The organism is Paractinoplanes brasiliensis (assembly GCF_004362215.1).
GTDB lineage: Bacteria > Actinomycetota > Actinomycetes > Mycobacteriales > Micromonosporaceae > Actinoplanes > Actinoplanes brasiliensis.
Window position 1 is genome coordinate 1003981 of the sequence record NZ_SNWR01000001.1, and the last position, 19446, is coordinate 1023426.

Consider the following 19446-nt stretch of genomic DNA (forward strand, 5'->3'; position numbering starts at 1 on the left):
GGGACGTCCGCACCGATGGGGTCCCCTTCGCAGTTGTCCATCCCGCACTCTCGGTGGGTAGCCGGTATCCAGATCGCGTTGGCATTGGGACACCGGCTACCCGAGGCCCCGACTGCGCGTCTACCGCGAAGAGCGCGCGGTCGGGCTGCCCGAACTAGATCTCCCCGTTACCGCCGACGTTGACGACGGGTCGAGAGCCGGTGAGCGTCGCGCGGATACGAGCGCTGATGCCGTCACCGACTTGCTCCTCGCATCCGCGATCAGCAACGCGAGAGTTGTCCGGGTCGCCAAGCACGATACGTAGCCGCACCGCCCGAGCCAGTGGGCATGACGATGCACCGGGGCACCATGCGCGGCGCCATCGGGGATGACGGCGAGTCTCCGCGACGCAGCCGGCATAGACGCCTCTTATCCGGCCTTCTGCGGTTCGGCCTGTGCGATTCGCGTGGTGGCGGCGGCGGTCGTTCATCTACTGATCTTGTCGGCGGAATCCCAGACTCGTTCGAACGAGTCGAGGTAGGTCGCGGCCATGCCGTCGGCCGCCCATCTCCGCAAGTGGAGCACCGGAGCATGCGAAGCGGGCCGGCCATATATATGTGTATTGATTAGCAACTCGTCGTCAGCTCGGTAGATCGAGTTGTAGAGCACGGTGTCGTGGAGTCGCAGTTCGCCGCCTGCTTCCGCAATGGGATGGAAGCCGATAAGTGCGGTTCGAATGCGGGCGCTCATGCCGTCGCCGATGCGTTCCTCGCCGCCACGGTCGTTGACGTGCACCCCGTCCGGCATACCCAGCGCGATGCGGACGCGTACGCCGTCCACTGCCTTGTCCCGCAGGAGAGTCGATACGGTGATGTCCTCGGCGAGGAAGAGCGCGCTGTAGGCGAGGATATCGATTTCGGCCTTGGCGTCGGCAAATAGTCGCGACCAGGCGTCAGTTGGCACGGTTGAGCGGTGCGGGTAGACGATCCGGACCTCGTCGCCGCTGGCTTCGGGCTGCGTGGGTCGGGGTAGGTCGGGCCAGAGGTCGTGCTGCGACCAGCCGGTGAGGCGGACTAGGGCGTCGCGGTGGCGCGGGTATGGCATGCGGCCGGACATCCAGCGCTGCACAGTCTTCGGGTCGACGCCCAGGCGCGCCGCGACGTCCACGGTGTTGATGCCGGCGCCCCGCAACGCGCGGGCGAGAGGGTTGTTCACGACGACTCCGATCGTCGGGACGAGTAGCCATGCTATTCAAGAAGTCCCAAGACGTCCTACTGCCGTGGTTCACGCTCCGTCACCGGACGGGAAGAGTCAAGGCCAACTTGAGAAGCGGACGGGCTGCGAATGACGAAAGGCGAACGCGAAGACCAGGAGTCGGCGCAAAGGTCGGCGGACCGCTTGGCGATCGCGCTCGAAGACGCGGGCTTCGATGTCGGCCAGGAGTTCCCGGCGCTGCACGACGCCATTGGCCGTCAGGGCGCGGCGGTCGTGCGCATCGGTGATGTCCGTCCGGCCGTGGCGGACCGGCTCGCTACCGCGCTGGTGAGCGGCGCCACGCGGCAAACGGAGGAGGGCGATAACCGGCAGTGACCAGGGCGGTGCGGGACGGGAGGTTCGCTTAGTCTGCCTGTGTGGATCAAGTCGAGCCTGCCCGGGATCTCGCGCGCCTTCTGCTGGCCGAGTCGATCCCGCGCCGCTGGTTCCACAGTCAGGGTGTTGGTCGCAAGGCGGAGTCGGTCGCGCATCTCCTCGGCGACGACGGGTCTGCGCTGGTGGCCGCTGCTTGGCTGCACGATGTTGGGTACGCGCCCGACCTGGTCGTGACCGGCATGCATCAACTCGACGGCGCCCGCTACCTGCGCGATGTCGCCCATGCCGATGATCTGATCTGCCGGCTGGTCGCGCATCATTCGTGCGCGTTCATCGAGGCGCGGAATCGTGGCCTGTCCGACCAGTTGGCTGACGAGTTCGCACCTGTCGAAGGGCTTGCATCGCATGCGATCACGTATGCGGACATGACAACGACGCCCGACGGTGAGCCGACCGAGGTGGAACTGCGCCTTGCCGAGATCCTCGCCAGGTACGGCGACGGCAACCTGGTCGCCGAGTCGATCCGGGAAGCGAGCCCGCTGATCATCAATTCGGTCCGGGTGATCATGGCCGCGCTCGGCGAGAGCTGAGGATCATTCGGCGCGGGAAATTGAGCCTTGCTCGTCGCGGCTCCACCGGCGGCCGGCGCTGTCGAGGAACTCGATCTGTACGGGCTCGGGCTCGACATACGTGCGCAGCCAGTCCGCAGGGGCGGGGCGTTGGACGGTGCTGCCGGGCGGCACGAGCCCGACGAACTCGGCGCTTGCCTCCTCACCCTCGCGGGCCGGCAGTGGCAACTCGACCTCGTAGATCGGCATCGCGCTCGCGTTGTGGATGTGGAACGCCAGTTCACGACCGCCGTCGACCTTGCGGATCAGCTCGACCCAAGCGCTGATCCGCTCAGCCTGGGCGCGGCGCTCGTCCTCGGCGCGGCCGGCCTCGCGGTGGTGCTCGCGGCGCAGCAGCAGGAACCCGACCAGGAACGCGCCTACTGTTCCGACGGCGGAGAACACGTCGGCGAACGCGCTCAACCAGTCGCTATCCAAGGTGCACGTCCGGCCGGGCGGCGAAGAAATGTTCGAGCCGCAGGCGCATCGAACGGTCCATCGGCAGGGAGCTGATCTCGCTTGCGGAGAACCAGCGGACCTCGGTCGTTTCCTCGCTGGTGGTAGGCGTTCCGCCGGTGGGCCGGGCAGCGAAGACCACAGAGAACTCCTGCCTGACCTCGCCGTCGCTCGTGTAAAGGATGACGTGCCGAGGGTCGGTGTAGATGCCGACCAGCCCGGTGATCTCGACTCGAATGCCGGTCTCTTCGAGCGTCTCTCGCACGGCGGCTTTGGGCAGCGACTCGCCGAGCTCCATGGCCCCACCGGGCAGCGCCCAATTGCCGTTGTCGGAGCGCCGGATCAGCAGCACCTCGCCGGCCTCGTTGGTGACGACCACGTTCGCCGACGGCACCAGCGATGTCGCGCGCGGCGCGTCCGGGTCGTCGTAGAAGTCGATTCGCTGGCCCACGCCGGTCTCACTCCAACGGTGTGGCGTCGTCCCACACGTGCTCGAAGCTCTCCAGGTACGTCGTGACCATGCCGCCGCCGGCCACCCGGCGCAGGTGCAACACCGGCGCTTGGGCGGCCGTGAAGCCGTAGATGTGGGTGTTGACCATCAGTTGATCGTCGGCGCGGTAGATCGAGTTATAGAGAACGGTGCGGTGCAATCGGAACTCCACACCATCGATCTTGCGTAGCGGTCGGTACATGACCAGCGCGTTCTTGATCTTCCCGGCCTGCACCTCGTCCACGCCTTCGTCGGCGCCGCGTTGGGCGACGGCTTCGCTGTCCGGGTCGCCGAGCAGGATGCGTACACGTACGCCTGCCTCGGCCTTCTGCCGGAAGATCCGCTGGATGCCAGCGTCCTCGGAGAGGAACAAGCCGCTGTAGACGAGCACGCCGATGTCTTCCTCGGCGGTCTCGAACATGTGCCGCCACAGGTCGGACGGGACCGTCCAGCGGTGCGGGTAGATGTTGATGATCTCGCTTTCGCTGGCGCTCGCTACCTGATCGGGGCTGAGCGCGTCCGGCCACAGGTAGACCTCATCGACGCCGAGGTGAGCGGAGACCGCGTAGCGGTGGCGCCGGTACGGTGTCCGGCCGCTGATCCAGCGCTCGACGCTCTTCGGGTCCACGTTGAGCGCTTCCGCCAGGCCGGCCGGGGTGAGGCCTCGCTCCAACATCGCGGTGCGTAGTCGCTCGTTCGGCATCGTCTTCCCGTCACGGACGTCCCGGCAGCCAGACCACCCTATGGGAGACGTCTCAGACACGTCCAGGTATGACCTGATCACGTCCCGTCCATTTTTCGCACTCTCGGTGGCATCGATGCGAACCGCGCATCGGCTGAACTGAGAGGAGATCCACCCCATGGACACCCAGCACTTCACGTACGAGGCTCCGACCTGCCCGTGCGGCGCTCAGCTCGGCGGAGGACACCCAACGCTGTGCCGCAAGTGCGTCGCCCGGTCGCGGTGGAACCGCCGGCATCAGGCGCGCGGCGGGCACAGCGGAGCGGACCGAGGTATCCGTACGCGTCGGGGCCGCCGCAGTCGCACCGGTGGTGACGCATGACGATCGCCGTCTCCGTCGTCGTCCTGCTCGGCGTCTTCGTCTTCCTGCTGTGGCGGTACGCCCGGTTGCCGCTCTGGCAGGCCGCCATCTGCGCGGCTTTCGGCTACTACCTTGCCTCGTCGTCGCTCGGTCCGGACATCGGCAACGGCCTGCGCGCCCTGGCTCGATTCGTCGCCGGGCTGGAGCTCTGAGGTGAGCCGATCCGACACCGATGGACGCGACTGGTGGGTGATTGTCGGCATGGCCGTTGCCGCCGTGTCCGCCGCTGTGGCCAGCTTCGCCGGCCTGCGCGGGCTGGCACAGGTCGCCGGCTGGCCGGACCGGCTCGCCTGGCTGCTGCCGGTCACCATCGACGCGTACGCGATGACCTCGGCCCGAGTCTGGCTGGCCGGAACGCTCGGCAGTGACCGAGCCCGCGGCTTCGCCCGAGCCAACGCGATCGGGGCCATCGCCACGAGCATCGTCGGCAACGCCGGCTACCACCTCACCGCCGCTGGACTCATCACGATCAACTGGCCGATCGTCGTCCTCGTCGGTGCCGTCCCGGCCGCCGTCCTCGGCCTGACCGCCCACCTGCACGCGCTGCGGGCCGTCCCGGCGAGCGCGGCCGACCCGGCGGTACGGACCCGAGTCCGGACCCGGCGCTCGAAACGCCGCACCGAGGACGCCCTGCTGACCGCCGCTCGCGAGGCCGACGCCCGGCACCGCGCCGCACACGATGGACGGCCCATCAGCCGAGACGGGCTCCGCTCGGCACTGCGCATCGCCGGACCCAAAGCGACCGAACTGCGGCGGCAACTCGCCGCCGAAACCACCGACCGAAAGGAGGCTTCACCCCACCCATGACCAACCAACCGCACATCCCACGCCCGACCGTGGATCAGGAGGCCGTTCGCACCCACCTACACGCCGCTCGACGTAAGCCGACGCCTGCCGCTGTCTGGACCGCCGTCGCCGACATCCCCGTCCTGCTCGCCGAGGTCGACCGCCTCACCCGCCTGCTAAGCCGCACCCGCTGGGACTTCGCCGACCTGCTCGCCGCCGCCCGCGCCACCCTCAACGCCGACCAGGACGGCGAGCCCGACCCGCTGGGCTACCTGCGCGACGCGGTGGCCGAACACCGAGCTTGGAACCCGCCCGACGACGGCGAACCCGCCGCATGAGGGCCTACGGACGCCGGCACCGCCGCTGGAGCCGTCGCAACCCGCAACCCCTCCTACTCCTGCCCGACGAACCGTTGTTCATCGCTGCCATGGCCGCGATTGGACGGGCGCTGTTCCGCTACCGGTCAGGACTCGCCCCGATCAGCGCCGGGCTCGCGCTCGCCGTCGCCGGATTCGCGCTGCACCGCACCCATCCCGGCGCGTGGCCGGTGGTCGCCGTCGTCACGGCCGGCGCGACGCTGGCGGCCGGGCTGCGCGGGCTGCCCTGGGGAGTCACCCGCACCGAGGAACGCGTCTACGCAGCGACGGCCACCACTCTCGCGGGATGCTGGCTCGCCCTCGCAACGGCGCTCGGCCCCGGACACCGACCGTTGCCCACGATTCTCGTCATTTTCGTTGTCGCGCTTGGAATTCCGTGGTGGGCGCACCGGCGCCGCCGCGCCCGGGTCCGTGTGGACCGCATCATCCAGGCGTGGCCGGACCTCGCCGAGACGATCGGCCTCGACGGATCTCGCGTCATGTCCGCCGTGGTCGACACGTGGGGCTGGCGCGCGCGGATGAAGCTACGCCCCGGGCAGAGCGTCGCCGACGTCGTTGTCCGCGTCCCGGCCATCGAGTCCGCGTTGGGCACCCGACCCGGCGCGGTCCGCGTCGAGCAGGACCCGGCACACGCCGGCCGCTGCACGATGCGCGTCCTCGCCGTCGACCCGCACGCCGGCGCAATCCCGTGGCCCGGCCCGACCGCACGTTCGCTGGCCGACCCGATCGAACTCGGCGTCTTCGAGGACGCGACCACCGTCCGCGTGCCGCTGCTGCGGCGGCACGCGCTGATCGGCGGAACCACCGACTCGGGCAAGAGCGGCGTCCTGAACGTCGTCCTCGGCAACCTCGCCGCCTGCTCCGACGTCGTCCTCTGGGGCATCGACCTCAAAGGCGGCATGGAACTACGGCCCTGGGCACCCTGCCTGGCCCGGCTCGCAACCACCCCGGACGAGGCAACCCGCCTGCTCGCCGACGCCGTAGCGGTGCTCGACGCCCGCGCCCACGCGGCCAGCCGCGACAACACCCGCGTCTGGGAACCCACACCGGACACGCCCGCGCTGGTCATCGTCATCGACGAGTACGCCGAACTCGCCGACACCGCACCCGCCGCCGTCACGTACGCCGAATCAGTCGCCCGACGCGGCCGTGCCGTCGCCGTCGACCTGCTCGCCGCAACCCAACGCCCGACGCAGAAGGCCATGGGTGGCGGAGCGCTGCGCTCGCAAATGAGCGTCCGCGTCTGCCTACGCGTGCGAGAGCGACGCGACGTCGACCTCATCCTGGACAAGGGCATGCTCGCCGCCGGCTGGCACGCCCACACCCTCGACGCACCCGGCAAGTTCTACGTCCTCGCCGACGGCCACAACCAGCCACGCCGAGCCCGCGCCTACCTCGTCACCGACGACCACGTGCGGGAGACGGCCGCCCGTTATGCCGACCAGCGGCCGGAACTCGATCCGTTGTCTCAGGCCGCGATCGACGACCAGCCCCGCGCCATCGAATCACGGTCATCCAACGCCGACGACCCGGAACAAGCACTCTTGACGGCGCTCGACGAGGCGCCCGACGAAGGACTCACGATTCCGCAACTCATCGACGCGACCGGCATGCGCCGCACCTGGGTCTACGACCGTCTCCAAGCGCTCGCCGCCACCGGCCGCGCCCGGCAGGTCTCACGCGGACGCTGGCAAGCCTGACCGATCATCCGCGCGGGCGTCCGTCCGCTCGCGCGCGTCTGCGCCTGTCAACGCGCGGACGGACGAGCGGACGGACGTCAACCCCACGTCATGACTTGAGCCCGTGACTAACGACGAACTCAAGGAAGCCGGCGGCGACGGCCTCCGGCTCGCCTCCGTCATGGAAGCAGAACCAAACCTCGTCACGGCAACGTCCCTCAACCACCGGGAACGCCCAATAGTCGCCGGTACCGACCGGCGCGACCGCGACGAAGCTGCGATCGGGGAACTCACGATCGTTGACCGTCAGGAGATCGTCTTCGCGCCCGTCCGGCTCGCCGACGATCGGCAGCAGGTCGACGAAGCCGAACATGCCGCCGCCGTAGCTGCGCATGAACGCCTTGTATGCGGTCGGCAGAGTTACGCCCATCCGTCGCTCAATCTCGGCGATCTCGTCATCGCTGGCGACTCGCCCGTCAATGAGCGCGAAGCCGTAGTTGGCTTGCGATGCAGCCGACTTCACGCGCAGTTCCTCGACACGCGCATCGAACTCCGTCAGATCCATGCCGCCGCTCCAAACCGCGCAGGCCCGCATCACCGGGACACACCAACATCCTTGCCGACCAGAGAGGAGGCCCCACGATCACCACGGAAGACCGCACCGACGAGAGGAGAAATCGCAGCATACGAACAGGAACAACGCTGGGAAACGAGAACGGGCAGCTCAAGACGTCCCTAGAAGTCCCGATCTCCGATGCCGCCGCAGACGTGCTGTGGCGCATCATCGACCGCGCCCGGAAGACTCGACAGGCATGAGGTTCGCCTTCTACGGACGCGTGTCGACCGAGGACCAACAGGACCCGCAGGCATCGAAAGCCTGGCAGCTTTCCCGCGCTCGCAGCCTGATCGAGCCGGCCGGCGGCGAGATCGTCGCCGAGTTCTTCGACATCGGCCAGTCACGCTCGCTGCCCTGGAAGCGGCGCCCCGAGGCGCTGCGCCTACTGGACACGATCAAGAGCGTCGGACGCGACTTCGACGCTGTGGTGATAGGCGAGCCGCAGCGTGCGTTCTACGGAAGCCAGTTTGGCATGACGTTCCCGGTCTTCGTCCACTACGGCGTCGGCCTGTGGGTGCCCGAGATCGGCGGCGCGATCGACCCCGGCTCGGACGCCCACGATCTCGTCATGGCGCTCTACGGCGGCATGAGCAAGGGTGAACGCAACCGCATCAAAGTTCGCGTCCGCTCGGCGATGAAGGCGCAGACCGAGTTGGAAGGCCGGTTCCTCGGCGGACGCCCTCCCTACGGCTACCGGCTCGCAGACGCCGGCCCGCATCCGAACCCCGGTAAGGCGGCTGAGGGGCGGCGACTGCATCGGCTCGAACCCGACCCGGTCACGGCGCCCGTCGTGGCGAGGATCTTCGACGAGTACGTCTCGGGCCGAGGCATGACCTCAATCGCGCGTGGCCTCACGCAGGACGGCATCGCGTGCCCGTCTGCATACGACCGTGCACGCAACCCGCACCGGCGCACTCGGGTGTGGGAGACGACCGCGATCCGCGCGATCTTGCAGAATCCGCGCTACACCGGTCGCCAGGTCTGGAACCGCGCCCGCACCGACGAGGTCCTGATCGACGTTGACGACGTCGCGCTCGGCCACGAGAACCGCCACCGCTGGAACGACCCGAGCCAGTGGGCGTGGTCGCGCACCGAATCCCACACACCGTTGATCAGCACCGACCTTTACGAACGTGCCCAACGAACGGTCAAGACGCGCGGCGCCATCGGCGAGGGAGGGAAGGCTCCGCGACGCAGCAGGCACGCCTACCTCTTCCGCGGTCTCCTGCGGTGCGGCCTGTGCGACCGCGTGATGGAGGGCAGCGTCAACCACGGGCGGATCTACTACCGGTGCAAGGCATCCCGCGACTACGTCAGCCAGCACGGCATCGCACACCCGCCCGTCCTCTACCTCCGGCAAGAGTGGATCACGGATCCGGTCGACCGGTTCCTCAGCGAGGAGTTGGGGAACGAAAACCTAACCGAGACACTGCACCGCATCGCGGATGCGAGCCACCGCGCCGCACTCGCCCAACATCAGCAGCACGACGAGGCGCCGAAGCTGCGCGAGACGATCAACGACTGCGACACCAAGCTCGCCCGCTACCGGGCCACCCTCGACGCCGGCGGCGACCCGGCACTCGTCGCCGGATGGATCAGCGAAACCACCGCGATCAAGAAGGCGGCGCAGGCTCGGCTCGGCTTCACCGACGCACCACCCGAACGCATGAGCGAAGAGCGCATCGCCGCAATCGTGGAAGCCTTGGGCGGGCTCCTCGGTCTGCTGAGGCGAGCGGACCTGGACCACCGCGCCGAGATCTACTCGCGGATCGGGCTCCAGATGCAGTACCGGCCAGGAACCGGAACGGTCCTGGCCGAGATTCGATCGACTGACGTCGATCGTGTACCTGTGATGTGTCCGGAGGGGGACTTGAACCCCCACGCCCGATAAAGGGCACTAGCACCTCAAGCTAGCGCGTCTGCCATTCCGCCACCCGGACTTGCACTGCTGCCTGAAGGGTAACCGATCGTGGTGGATCGGCGTCCCAGCGGGCCGCACAGGAGAGAACTCTACACGGCCTCTCCGCAGGGCTGCGGCAGGGGTGGGGTGGCGACATATGGGCGTATTCGGGCGCTGTGGTGGGATCGGGATGGCGGTGGCGGGTGGTTGCGGGCAGCATGGCGGGCGTGTCTCAGCCCTCGCCCCTTGATCCTGCCCGGCAACGCGCCCGAGCCCTGGCCTCGTCGGGGGATGTTGCGGGGGCGCAGGCGCTGTTGGAGCAAGCTGTCGAACTGGGGAAAATCAACCTTTCTGAGGATGATCCCGATGTTCTTCGCACCGCGTACGAGCTGGGGATTTTGCTGCAGCGGGTGGATGACCCGTCTGGTGCGCGGCGGGTGCTGGAGGAGGCGTACGCGGCTGGGCAGTGGCGGCTGGGGGACTCCGATGCGCTGATGTTGCAGATCTCGCACGAGATCGGGGCGGTGGCCGAGGAGCTGGGCAATCGGCATGAGGCGCGCAAGGCGTTCACGCGGGTGGCCGAGCTGGGGCCGGCGACGCTGGGCGACGATCATCCGGCGGTTGCCAGGGCGCGGGCCTATCTGGGGCCAGGTCAAGAGCCTTCCCCCGTACGGGGTGAGTCTGCGCCGCCGCTCAGGTTCGGTGGCGGACCGGCGCCGGAACAGCCACCGGGCCTCGACAGGAGCGTCCCTGGCCCGGATGTAAGGGGGGCGCAGCGGCAGTCGGCCGGCTTCCTGTCGAGCACGCCACGGTTGCCGGTGCCCGGTGATGGTGCGAGCACCTCGCCAACCCAGCTCACCAGGGTCGAGACAAGCCCGACGCGGGCGCAGGCCCCCGAGCCCGGGACGGGGACGGCGCAGGGACCCGGGACAGGAACGGCGCAAGGACCCGGGACAGGAGCAGCACAAGGACCCGGGACAGGAACGGCGCAAGGACCCGGGACGGGAACGGCGCAAGGACCCGGGACAGGAACGGCACACGGACCCGGGACAGGAGCAGCACAAGGACCCGGGACAGGAGCAGCTCAAGGACCTGGGGCGGTAACGGCGCAAGGACCCGGGACGGGAACAGCGCAGGGGTACGGCACTCCCCCGCCGCACGAAACGCCGACGACTGTGTTTCGGGCTGTGCCGACCCGGGAACGGCCTTCGACGGTGCAGCCGCCCGGTCCGGCCAATCAGCAGGTCTGGACGGAGCCGCCTGAACGGTCGGAGCCTGGGCCGGCGGGCGCGGTGGACGAGCCGACGGTCGCGCAGCCGATGATCGTTCCGCGGCAACAACAGCACGTCGCGCCGCCGCCCAGAGCTTCGCAGCACGCGCCGCATCGGAGCCCGCAGGCCGCGGCGTGGGACGGCAACCCGCAACAGAACCTCGGAGCCCCGCCGTGGGAGGGTGGCCCGCAGCAGGCGCAGTGGCAGGGGGCCCCGCCGCATCCGGGGGCGGGCACGCCGAGTAGTGGGCAAGTGTTCGCGCCTGCGTACCAGAGCGGGCCTGCCCCGTACAGGGAAAGCAGGAAGGGTCTGGGGGTTTTCGCTGCGATCGCGGCGGTCATGGCTGCCGTGATCGCCGTGGCGGCACTGGTGTTTGTGCTTGCCAACCGGTCGGGTGACTCGCCGGACAGTCCTGATGTGCCAACTCTGGCGGGCTCTCCGCCGGGCGATGTGACCTTGGTGGACAAGGGCACGTCGATCGAGGTGAAGTGGTCGGATCCGACCGGTGGCACGGTGTCCTTCATGGTCATCATGGGGCGTCCGGGGTTGGAGCTGAAGCCCGCCGGCACTCTCGTACCAGGCAGAACGTCGTTCGAGATGGGTGGGCTGAACGCGACCTTGAACTACTGCTTCGCAGTGGTGGCCGTCTACAGCGGCAACAAGTTCGCAACATCGCCGCAGGCGTGCACGGCGCGGGTTTCGGCTACTCCTAGATAGACCGCAACCACTCTCCGCGAGCTTGATCACTGATCGTGACGAGGGTTGTCCACAACGGGTAGAACCACCGATCGGCATCGCCCTATGATGGCCAGCGTTCACGGATCCGGTGGCCGTCCGACGGGGAGGAAGCGGCAGTGACCAGCGCAGACGAGGTGACATTGGACCGACCGCGACGCCGGTGGCGTCGGGGTTATCTGGTCACGATGGGCACCGTGCTGAGTCTTGCGGGTGGTCTCGGGCTGACCGTCTTCGGGCTCGGATCGGCCGACCAGGCGGTGGCCAGCTTCGACGCGGCCTCCTGGGTCTGGTCGAAGGCCAAGGGCGAGGTGGCCCGCATCAACGGCGTCACCGCCAAGGTGGACACCCGCGTCGACGTGCCCAAGGCGCGCGGCCACGAGGTGCAGATCGTGCAGAACGACCGGTTCGTGATCCTGCGCGACGTCACCACGGGCGCGATCGGGTCGATGAACCTGACCACGTTGCAGGAGTACTGGGCGGCCTCGTCCACCTCGGGCATCGGCGTACGGGTGGCCTTGCACGAGGACTCCGTTTTCGTCATCGACGCCGTTCAGGGCTCGGTGCAGCAGCTTGATCCCCGTACGCTGGGGCCGGTCGGCAATCCGCTACGGTTCCCGCCGGGCATCGCGGGTGGCGTGTTCGACGGCGAGGGCAAGCTCTGGATCGCCTCGCCGACCGAGGGCACCGTCAGCGCGGTCACACCGGCCGCTGTCTCGTCGGCCGCCACCGACAAGACCAAGACCACACCCCAGCTCGTACGGACCGAGTCGGTGGCCCCGGCGGCCCATGACCTCGCGCTTTCCACGCTGGACGACGGCGTCGCGGTGCTCAACCGCACCAACAACGCCCTGGCCGTGGTCGACGGGGACGAACCTGGTTACGCCAACACGACCTTGCCCCTGTCCGGGCCGGGCACCCTGGCGCCGCGCACCGACGGCGAGCAGGTGCCGGTGACCGTTCCGGACGCGCGCCACGTCTATGTGGTCGGTGACCGGCGGGTCGCCGCCGATTTCCAGGTGCCCGGCGACGGCGAGGGGCTGCAGCCCGCGGTGGCCTGGCAGGGCTACTTCTACGTGGCCGACGACTCCGGTCAGGTGCACGTGTTCAACTCGGCCGGGCAGCGGCAGAAGGACATCACCTTCCCCAGCCCGGGCGGCAAGCTCGAGCTCGAGGTTCGCGAGGGCTACCTGTTCATCAACGCGCCCGGCTCGTCGATCGCACGGGTCGTCGACGGCTCGCACGCGGTGCGCACGGTCGACAAGTACGCCGACGACGTGCTCGGCGGGGACCGTCCGCCGACGCCGCCGCAGGCTCCCCCGCCGCCGCCCAAGCCGAAGAAGCCGGTGGTGAGCAAGCCCAGCGCGCCGCGGAACGTACGGGCCGCCGCGGGCAACGCCGAGGCGCGGGTCACGTGGCAGGCCGCGAACGACAACAACGCCGCGATCACCCGCTACATCGTCGTGGGGGCGGGGCGCACGTTCCAGGTCGGCGCCGACCAGCGCGCGCTCACCGTGACGGGGCTGGTGAACGGGGAGACCTACCAGTTCGCCGTCAGCGCGGTCAACAAGAAGGGTCAGGGGCCGGCCCGTACGAGCAATGCCGTGAAACCGACGTCCGAGGTGCCCGACGCCCCGACCGCGGTGACGGCGGAGGCCAAGCCGGACGGTTCGGTCGTGGTGACGTGGCCCCCGGCCAACGGGCAGGGCCTGGAGATCCGGCGATACACGGTGACAGCGATCTCCGAGGGCGGCAGCGCCCCGATCGGCGACTCCACCGAGGCGTCGCTGACCGTCAAGGACGGCCAGCTCGAGTACGGCAAGCAGTACGCGTTCACGGTCGTGTCGGTCAACGAGCGCGGCGCGGGCTCCAAGCCGTCACCGGTGAGCGGCAGCGTCGTGCCCTACACGAAGCCGGGCAAGCCGGAGGGCACCGACGCGGCGACCGCGGGCGACCGGGCCGGCTCGATCCAGGTGGCGTGGCAGCCGGCGGCCGACAACGGGCGGCCCATCACCAAGTACGTGGTCAGCGGCGGCGGCAAGACGCTCGACGTCACCGACGGCACGGCGGCGACGCTGACGGGGTTCGACACGGGCGCCACCGTCGCGGTCGAGGTGCGCGCGGTCAACGAGGCCGGCGAGGGTGAACCGGGCACGGCCACCGCCAAGACGGTCGCGCTGCCACGGATCACCGGCACCGGGGTCGACGCCACGTTCAACACGGCGACAGTCCGGTTCAGCGTCGACGCGGGCGGCGGCACGGCCAGCTGCTCGGTGCAGGCCTCGGGTGGCGGCGGGTCGGCGTCGGGCAGCTGCTCCAGCCTGAAGGTGGGCAGTCTCAAGCCGAGCACGGCGTACACGTTCACGATCACCGCCAAGAACGCGGCCGGCACGGTGAGCGCGCAGTCCAGGGGCACCACCGACGCGCTCTTCGGCATCGCCACCTGCAGGAACGGCCAGGAGGGTGACACCGCGACGTACTGCGACAGGGACGTCGACGGCCGCAACGGCAACGAGATCTTCAGCGGCACCCGGCAGAACAACGCCCAGCAGGTCGGCTGGGCCAGGCCCGGCACCCGGCTGGAGGCGTACTGCAAGAGGTCCGGCGAAGAGGTCTACGCGTACATCTACAACAACGACAAACGCAGCACCTGGTGGATCCAGGTCAACTACAGCGGCAAGAACTACATCCCGTGGGCGTGGCTCAACCTCGAGGGCGGGGATGACCTGAACGACCTGCCGACCTGCTAGAGCTAGCTTCTCGAGGTAACAACAGTGACGGAACAACTGCCGCCGCAACACATCCACGGGTTCGCCGAAGTGGCGGCCGCGCTCGCCGACCGGGTGAGCGCGGTCGTGCTCGGCAAGCCCGACGTGGTGCGCCTGGCGCTGACCGCGCTGTTCGCCCAGGGGCACGTGCTGCTCGAAGACGTGCCCGGAGTCGGCAAGACGACGCTGGCCCGCGCGCTGGCCGCCTCGATCAAGGGCCAGTGGCGGCGCATCCAGTTCACCCCCGACCTGCTGCCCTCCGACGTGTCCGGCGTGACGATCTTCAACCAGGCCAGCCGCGGCTTCGAGTTCCACCCGGGGCCGGTGTTCGCCAACATCGTCATCGCCGACGAGATCAACCGGGCCTCGCCGAAGACCCAGTCGGCGCTGCTCGAGGTGATGGAGGAACGCCGGGTCACCGTCGACGGCGTGCCGCACCCGGTGCCACAGCCGTTCCTCGTGGTCGCCACCCAGAACCCGGTTGAGATGGACGGCACGTACCGGCTGCCCGAGGCCCAGCTCGACCGGTTCCTGGTGAAGCTGTCGGTCGGCTACCCGAGCGAAGAGGTCGAGGTCGAAGTGCTGCGCGGGGCGGCGATGCGCTCCCCCGACGCGCTCGAGCCGGTCACCGACACCGCCGTCGTGGGCGAGATGGTGCGCATGGCGACCCGCGTTCACATCGCCGACCCGCTTTACACGTACGCGGTGAGGATCGCCGCCGCCACCCGCAACCACCCGCAGGTGCGCGTCGGGGTCAGCCCCCGCGGAGTGATCGCGCTGACCCGGGCGGCGAGCGCGTACGCGCTGATCAACGGGCGGGGTTACGTGCTGCCCGAGGACCTCAAGACCCTGGTTGAGCCGGTGTTCGCGCACCGGGTGCTGCTGTCGGCCGACGCGCAGCTGCGCGGGGTCACGGCGGCCGAGGTCCTGGCGGACGCGGTGCGCTCGGTGCCGGTGCCGCTGCCCGACAACAACCGCGTCACGGCCGGGGCGTGAACACGCAGCCGCCCACGGAGAACCGCCGCTGCCGGTCGGCAGCGCTCCGCCGACCGGCGGCGGCCCTCCCGCCCGGCAACCGGCGGCGGCGCTTCCGCGCTACGAGCGACGGCGATGCATCCGCGGGGCGACCGGCGGCGGTGCGTCCGCCCGACGAGCGGCGGCCCTCCCACAGGGCGACCAACTGCGGCGCTCCCGCCCGACGAGCGGCGGCCCTCCCACAGGGCAACCAACTGCGGCGCTCCCGCACGACGAGCGGCGGCCCTCCCACAGGGCAACCAACTGCGGCGCTCCCGCACGACGAGCGGCGGCCCTCCCACAGGGCAACCAACTGCGGCGCTCCCGCACGACGACCAGCAGCGGCCCTCCCGTGGGGCAACCGGCAGCGGCGCTTCCGCACGACGACCAGCAGCGGCCCTCCCGCGGGGCAACCGGCGGCGGTGCTTCCGCGCGGCGACCGGCGAAAGCGTTCCAACACCGCGACCGGTAGGGGACATCGCGCCGGATTTGCGTGTGGCTCACACACAGCGGCGGCTGCGAGTCCTGACGTTCGAGGCGTCCGGGCGGGTGTCCTCGGGGCTGAGGTGCTGACGTGAACGGCGAGCCGATGACGCCCCTCACCACCCCCGCGAACGGCAGCACGGACGGGAGGAAAGCCGCAGACGCCGTGTCGACAGGACCGGGTGGCACTTTCCGTGCGAGGACCGGCACGGGGCTGCAGAAGTGGCGGCGCGCCACGGGTGTCACGGCGCGGGGATACGGCGTTGTCGTGGCGGCGGTGGGGCTGCTCACCGCGGGTTTTCGGTACGGGTATCCGGATTTGGCGCTGCTGGGGGCGGCGGCCGGGATCGCGCTGGGATGTGCGGTGGGGTTCGCGCTCTGGCGGCCCCGGCTCGGAGTGGAACGGGTCGCCGAGCCCGATCGGGTCGCCCGGGGGGAATCGGCGCAGATGACTCTCACCGTGCGTAACACGAGCCGGATGCGGGCGGCCAATCTGGTGGCCACGGATCGGTGCGGGAACCAGTCGGTGCCGGTGCCGTTGTTGCGGCTTCGGCCGGGGCGGGACACCACTACGCGTTATCCGGTGCCGACCAGCCGGCGCGGGGTGGTGCCGATCGGGCCGTTGCGCGTGACCCGCGGGGACCCTCTGGGACTCATCACGCTGGCACGGACGTACGGGGGGCTTGCCGAAGTGTGGGTGCACCCGCGAATCCATCTGCTGCGGGCGGTGCCGGCGGGGATGGCCCGCAGCCTCGACGGGCGGATCGACAAGGTGCCCCACGGGACCATCACGTTCGACTCGTTGCGGGAGTACGTGATCGGGGACGAGTTGCGGCGGGTGCACTGGCGGTCCAGCGCCAAGGTGGGCGAGCTGATGGTCCGGGAGCAACTGGACACGTCCGAGCCGACGATCGTGGTGCTGCTGGACGATCGGGCGAGCGCGCATCCGGACGTACGCGATGGTGTTGCCGACTCGTTCGAAGCCGCGTGTGAGGCCGCCGCGTCGATCGTGGCTGCCGCGGTGCGTGAGGACATTCCGGTCACCCTGCACCTGGTCAGCAGCGTGGCGAGCGGGCCCTATCTCGACGTGCTGACCCAGGCGGGTCTGGCCCCGGGTGATCTGGCGGCAACCCTTCGGCGCGTACGGGCTCAGCGGCTCGGCGACACGCTGGTGTTCCTCACCGGGCCGGGTGGGCGCGGCGACCTCGGTGCGGTCAGCGCGCTGCGAGGGCCGTACCCGGTGGTCATGGCGGGGTTGCTGGGCGACCGGGACGGCGCGCCGGTCTCGGGTGGCGACGGCCTGATCGTGATCGAGGCGGCCGACGGTTCCGAGTTCGCGGCCGCCTGGGACAGCGTGCGGGGATGGTGAGCATGGCGCGGGCGGCGAAGTGGGTTCGCGCTGCCGTCGTCTCGGTGGCCCTTGCCGGGATGATCGTGCTGGCGGGGGTGGTGCTGGGGCGGATCTTTGCCGGGGCGCTGCTGGTCGAGCTGATGGCGGGGGCCGCGGTCGGGTCGGTCGGGTTGAGTCTGGCCTGCCGGCGGGTGCCGAACTGGGTGGTGGCGCCGCTTTCTGCCGTGCTCCTGGCGGGATATGCGGTGCTGGCGTTGCGGGTGGCGGCCAATCAGGCGGACATCCCCGATTCGATGGCCGCCATCGTGCGGGACAGTGTGCAGAACGGGATTCCGCGGCTTTTGACGGCGATGATTCCGGTGGAGCCGACCCCCGACACCATCGTGGTTCCGGTGATCACGGCCTGGCTGGCGGGATTGGCGGGGGCCGAGATAGCCGTGCGGGCGGGGCGGGTTCTGCTCGGGCTTCTGCCGGTGGCGGCGCTCTACGGTGGCGCGCTTTATGTCGTGGGGCCGAATGCGAACACGGCGGGGACGCCGACGATTGCTTTTGCGGCGCTGGCAGTTGTCGCGCTGGCGGCCAGCGCGCGACCCGCACAACGCGCCGACGCGGGTGATGCAGTCGGTGAAGCCGTACGGGCAAGGGCTTTTGCCTCGGCCGCGGCGGGACTTGCCGCTGTGCTGGTGCTGATTGTGGCGGTGGGGCCCTGGATCGGCGGACGGGTGGGGACAACGCCGGTGGATCCGCGGCAATACGTGGAGCCGCCGCAGGTGGACAGTTTGGACGAGAGCCCGCTCAACCGGATTTCGGGGTGGGCGCTGACGCCGAAAGAACCGCTGCTCAAGGTGTCGAGGGCGTCGGCTTCGCCGGGGAAAAGGCTGCGTTTGCGGCTGGCGGTGCTGCCGGATTACGACGGGGTCACCTGGCGGGTGGGGGCCACCTACCGCAATGCGGGGCGGGTTCTGCCGTCGCAGCCGAGAATGCCCGACACGCAGCTGACCGAGGTGCGGCAGGACGTGATCATCGACGGGCTGACCGGGCGGTTGTTGCCGGTTGTTCCGACCCCTACCGGCGTACGGGGGGCTCGGGTGGCTTTTGACGCGTCGACCGGGACGCTTATCCGGCCGGAGGGGCTGACGGCGGGCCTTCGCTATTCGGTGACCTCGGAATTGCAGACACCTGACCTGAACGTGTTGCCGGCCGCCGATTCGCCGTCGGGGGATGCGGTGGCGCGCTATCTGGCGGTGGGCGCGGATGTTCCGGACGGGATTCAGCGGCTGGCCGATCAGCTCGCCGACGGGAACGGGGCGGCTTTCGACCGGGCGGTCGCGATCGAGGAATTTCTGGCCGAGCACTATCGCAAAGTCGCGGACGCGCCGAGCGGGCATTCGTATCTGAACCTGAACTTCTTTCTGTTCGGGCCCCGGGAACGCGGTGGGCAGGTGGGCACCTCCGAGCAGTTCGCGGCGTCGTTCGCGCTGCTGGCCCGGCTCACCGGGCTGCCGAGCCGGGTGGTGGTCGGGTTCGACGCACCGGCGGCGGGCGGCATCGTGACGGCGGCGAGCGCGCTGGCCTGGCCGGAGGTGCTCTTCGACGGGCTGGGGTGGGTGGCGTTCGACCCGATGCCCAAGAGCAAGAACCCGCGGCCGGTGGAGGAGGACTTCACGCCGAAGCCGTCGAAGCCGCCCACACCGCCGTCGGAGCCGCCCGCGCCGTCGGACACGCCATCGTCGTCGGGGCCGCCGGCTGTGCTCGCTGCTCCGCATAAGGGCGGGCCGCCGGCCGTGGTGGTGGCGGGTGGCGCCTCGGGGACGGTGCTGCTGGCGCTGGTCGCGGCGGCGGGCACGATCGTGGCGATGCGGCGGTCACTGCGGCGGCGGCGGTTGACGGCGGGCAGCCCGGACGATCGGATCACGGGGGCGTGGTCGGAGTTCCGGGACGCTCTGCGGTTGGCGGGGCAACCGGTGCCGGCGCATCTGGCGGCTACGGAGGCTGCGGCGTACGCGGGCAAACGCCTGCGTAAGGCTGTGCCGGACCCCGACCCGGATGAGATGCCGCCGCTGGACGAGCTGGTGGCGGGCATCAACACGGTGGGGTTCGCGCCGGGAGCAGCGGATGACGCCCAGGCTCTGCGAGCCGGGGAACAGGTCGTCGCGTACGCGGAAGAACTGCGCTCGCGTCGCAGCTGGTGGCGACGGTTGTGGTGGAGCGTCCACCCGGGCCCGCTGCGATGGCGCTGA

The 19446-nt window shown here is 69.8% G+C and carries 17 protein-coding genes, 1 tRNA gene and 1 pseudogene; 13 read left to right on the forward strand and 6 right to left on the reverse strand.

Features of this window, described 5'->3' with window-relative positions; translation table 11 throughout:
* Positions 1–465: 465 nt before the first annotated feature.
* The gene (locus tag C8E87_RS04005; protein WP_133871833.1) at positions 466–1194 is read right to left on the reverse strand and encodes an XRE family transcriptional regulator; all 729 of its coding nucleotides are present in this window, start codon (positions 1192–1194) and stop codon (positions 466–468) included.
* 129 nt (positions 1195–1323) lie between these two features.
* On the opposite strand from C8E87_RS04005, the gene C8E87_RS04010 reads away from it, so the two are divergent.
* Positions 1324–1569: a hypothetical protein gene (locus C8E87_RS04010; RefSeq protein ID WP_133871834.1), complete on the forward strand. Its 246-nt coding sequence runs from the start codon at positions 1324–1326 to the stop codon at positions 1567–1569.
* A 41-nt stretch (positions 1570–1610) separates the two neighbouring features.
* Positions 1611–2159 carry an HD domain-containing protein gene (locus C8E87_RS04015; RefSeq protein WP_133871835.1) on the forward strand — a complete coding sequence of 183 codons (549 nt, stop codon included), beginning with the start codon at positions 1611–1613 and terminating at the stop codon, positions 2157–2159.
* Positions 2160–2162: 3 nt separating this feature from the next.
* Here C8E87_RS04015 and C8E87_RS04020 read toward each other — a convergent pair whose 3' ends face one another.
* The 3 genes from C8E87_RS04020 to C8E87_RS04030 are packed head-to-tail and all read right to left on the reverse strand — an operon-like array spanning position 2163 to position 3799.
* On the reverse strand, positions 2163–2615 hold the full coding sequence (locus tag C8E87_RS04020; protein ID WP_133871836.1) for a hypothetical protein: 453 nt from the start codon (positions 2613–2615) through the stop codon (positions 2163–2165).
* The gene (locus C8E87_RS04025; protein WP_133871837.1) at positions 2608–3084 is read right to left on the reverse strand and encodes an NUDIX domain-containing protein; all 477 of its coding nucleotides are present in this window, start codon (positions 3082–3084) and stop codon (positions 2608–2610) included. The genes C8E87_RS04020 and C8E87_RS04025 overlap by 8 nt, the downstream gene beginning before the upstream one ends.
* A 7-nt stretch (positions 3085–3091) precedes the next feature.
* Positions 3092–3799, reverse strand: a complete 708-nt coding sequence (locus tag C8E87_RS04030) for an XRE family transcriptional regulator (RefSeq protein WP_307870863.1) — start codon at positions 3797–3799, stop codon at positions 3092–3094.
* A 384-nt stretch (positions 3800–4183) separates the two neighbouring features.
* On the opposite strand from C8E87_RS04030, the gene C8E87_RS04035 reads away from it, so the two are divergent.
* From C8E87_RS04035 to C8E87_RS04050, 4 genes are all read left to right on the forward strand, one after another.
* The gene (locus tag C8E87_RS04035) at positions 4184–4378 is read left to right on the forward strand and encodes a hypothetical protein (RefSeq protein ID WP_133871839.1); all 195 of its coding nucleotides are present in this window, start codon (positions 4184–4186) and stop codon (positions 4376–4378) included.
* 1 nt (position 4379) lies between these two features.
* The gene (locus C8E87_RS04040; RefSeq protein ID WP_203720989.1) at positions 4380–5033 is read left to right on the forward strand and encodes a DUF2637 domain-containing protein; all 654 of its coding nucleotides are present in this window, start codon (positions 4380–4382) and stop codon (positions 5031–5033) included.
* Positions 5030–5350: a hypothetical protein gene (locus C8E87_RS04045; RefSeq protein WP_133871840.1), complete on the forward strand. Its 321-nt coding sequence runs from the start codon at positions 5030–5032 to the stop codon at positions 5348–5350. Before C8E87_RS04040 ends, C8E87_RS04045 begins: the two co-directional genes overlap by 4 nt.
* An 89-nt stretch (positions 5351–5439) precedes the next feature.
* The gene (locus tag C8E87_RS04050; protein WP_239080674.1) at positions 5440–7089 is read left to right on the forward strand and encodes an FtsK/SpoIIIE domain-containing protein; all 1650 of its coding nucleotides are present in this window, start codon (positions 5440–5442) and stop codon (positions 7087–7089) included.
* A gap of 88 nt (positions 7090–7177) precedes the next feature.
* Here C8E87_RS04050 and C8E87_RS04055 read toward each other — a convergent pair whose 3' ends face one another.
* On the reverse strand, positions 7178–7633 hold the full coding sequence (locus C8E87_RS04055) for an SMI1/KNR4 family protein (RefSeq protein WP_166661075.1): 456 nt from the start codon (positions 7631–7633) through the stop codon (positions 7178–7180).
* Between the two features lie 247 nt (positions 7634–7880).
* Here C8E87_RS04055 and C8E87_RS04060 point away from each other — a divergent pair, with 247 nt between their 5' ends.
* Positions 7881–9575, forward strand: a complete 1695-nt coding sequence (locus tag C8E87_RS04060) for a recombinase family protein (RefSeq protein ID WP_133871843.1) — start codon at positions 7881–7883, stop codon at positions 9573–9575.
* On the opposite strand, the gene C8E87_RS04065 is transcribed toward C8E87_RS04060, so the two are convergent.
* Positions 9540–9624 (reverse strand) — tRNA-Leu (locus C8E87_RS04065). The genes C8E87_RS04060 and C8E87_RS04065 overlap by 36 nt on opposite strands.
* 178 nt (positions 9625–9802) lie before the next feature.
* On the opposite strand from C8E87_RS04065, the pseudogene C8E87_RS46770 reads away from it, so the two are divergent.
* From C8E87_RS46770 to C8E87_RS04090, 6 genes and pseudogenes are all read left to right on the forward strand, one after another.
* Positions 9803–10033 (forward strand): annotated as a pseudogene (locus tag C8E87_RS46770) (tetratricopeptide repeat protein); the annotation flags it as partial.
* Between the two features lie 1161 nt (positions 10034–11194).
* Positions 11195–11572, forward strand: a complete 378-nt coding sequence (locus C8E87_RS45260) for a fibronectin type III domain-containing protein (protein ID WP_239080673.1) — start codon at positions 11195–11197, stop codon at positions 11570–11572.
* A 206-nt stretch (positions 11573–11778) separates the two neighbouring features.
* The gene (locus C8E87_RS04075; RefSeq protein WP_133876601.1) at positions 11779–14340 is read left to right on the forward strand and encodes a fibronectin type III domain-containing protein; all 2562 of its coding nucleotides are present in this window, start codon (positions 11779–11781) and stop codon (positions 14338–14340) included.
* A 24-nt stretch (positions 14341–14364) separates the two neighbouring features.
* Positions 14365–15354 carry an AAA family ATPase gene (locus C8E87_RS04080; protein WP_133871845.1) on the forward strand — a complete coding sequence of 330 codons (990 nt, stop codon included), beginning with the start codon at positions 14365–14367 and terminating at the stop codon, positions 15352–15354.
* Between the two features lie 592 nt (positions 15355–15946).
* Positions 15947–17224: a DUF58 domain-containing protein gene (locus tag C8E87_RS04085; protein ID WP_239080672.1), complete on the forward strand. Its 1278-nt coding sequence runs from the start codon at positions 15947–15949 to the stop codon at positions 17222–17224.
* A complete protein-coding gene (locus C8E87_RS04090) occupies positions 17218–19446 on the forward strand; it encodes a transglutaminase TgpA family protein (protein ID WP_239080671.1) in 2229 nt (742 codons plus the stop codon). The genes C8E87_RS04085 and C8E87_RS04090 overlap by 7 nt, the downstream gene beginning before the upstream one ends.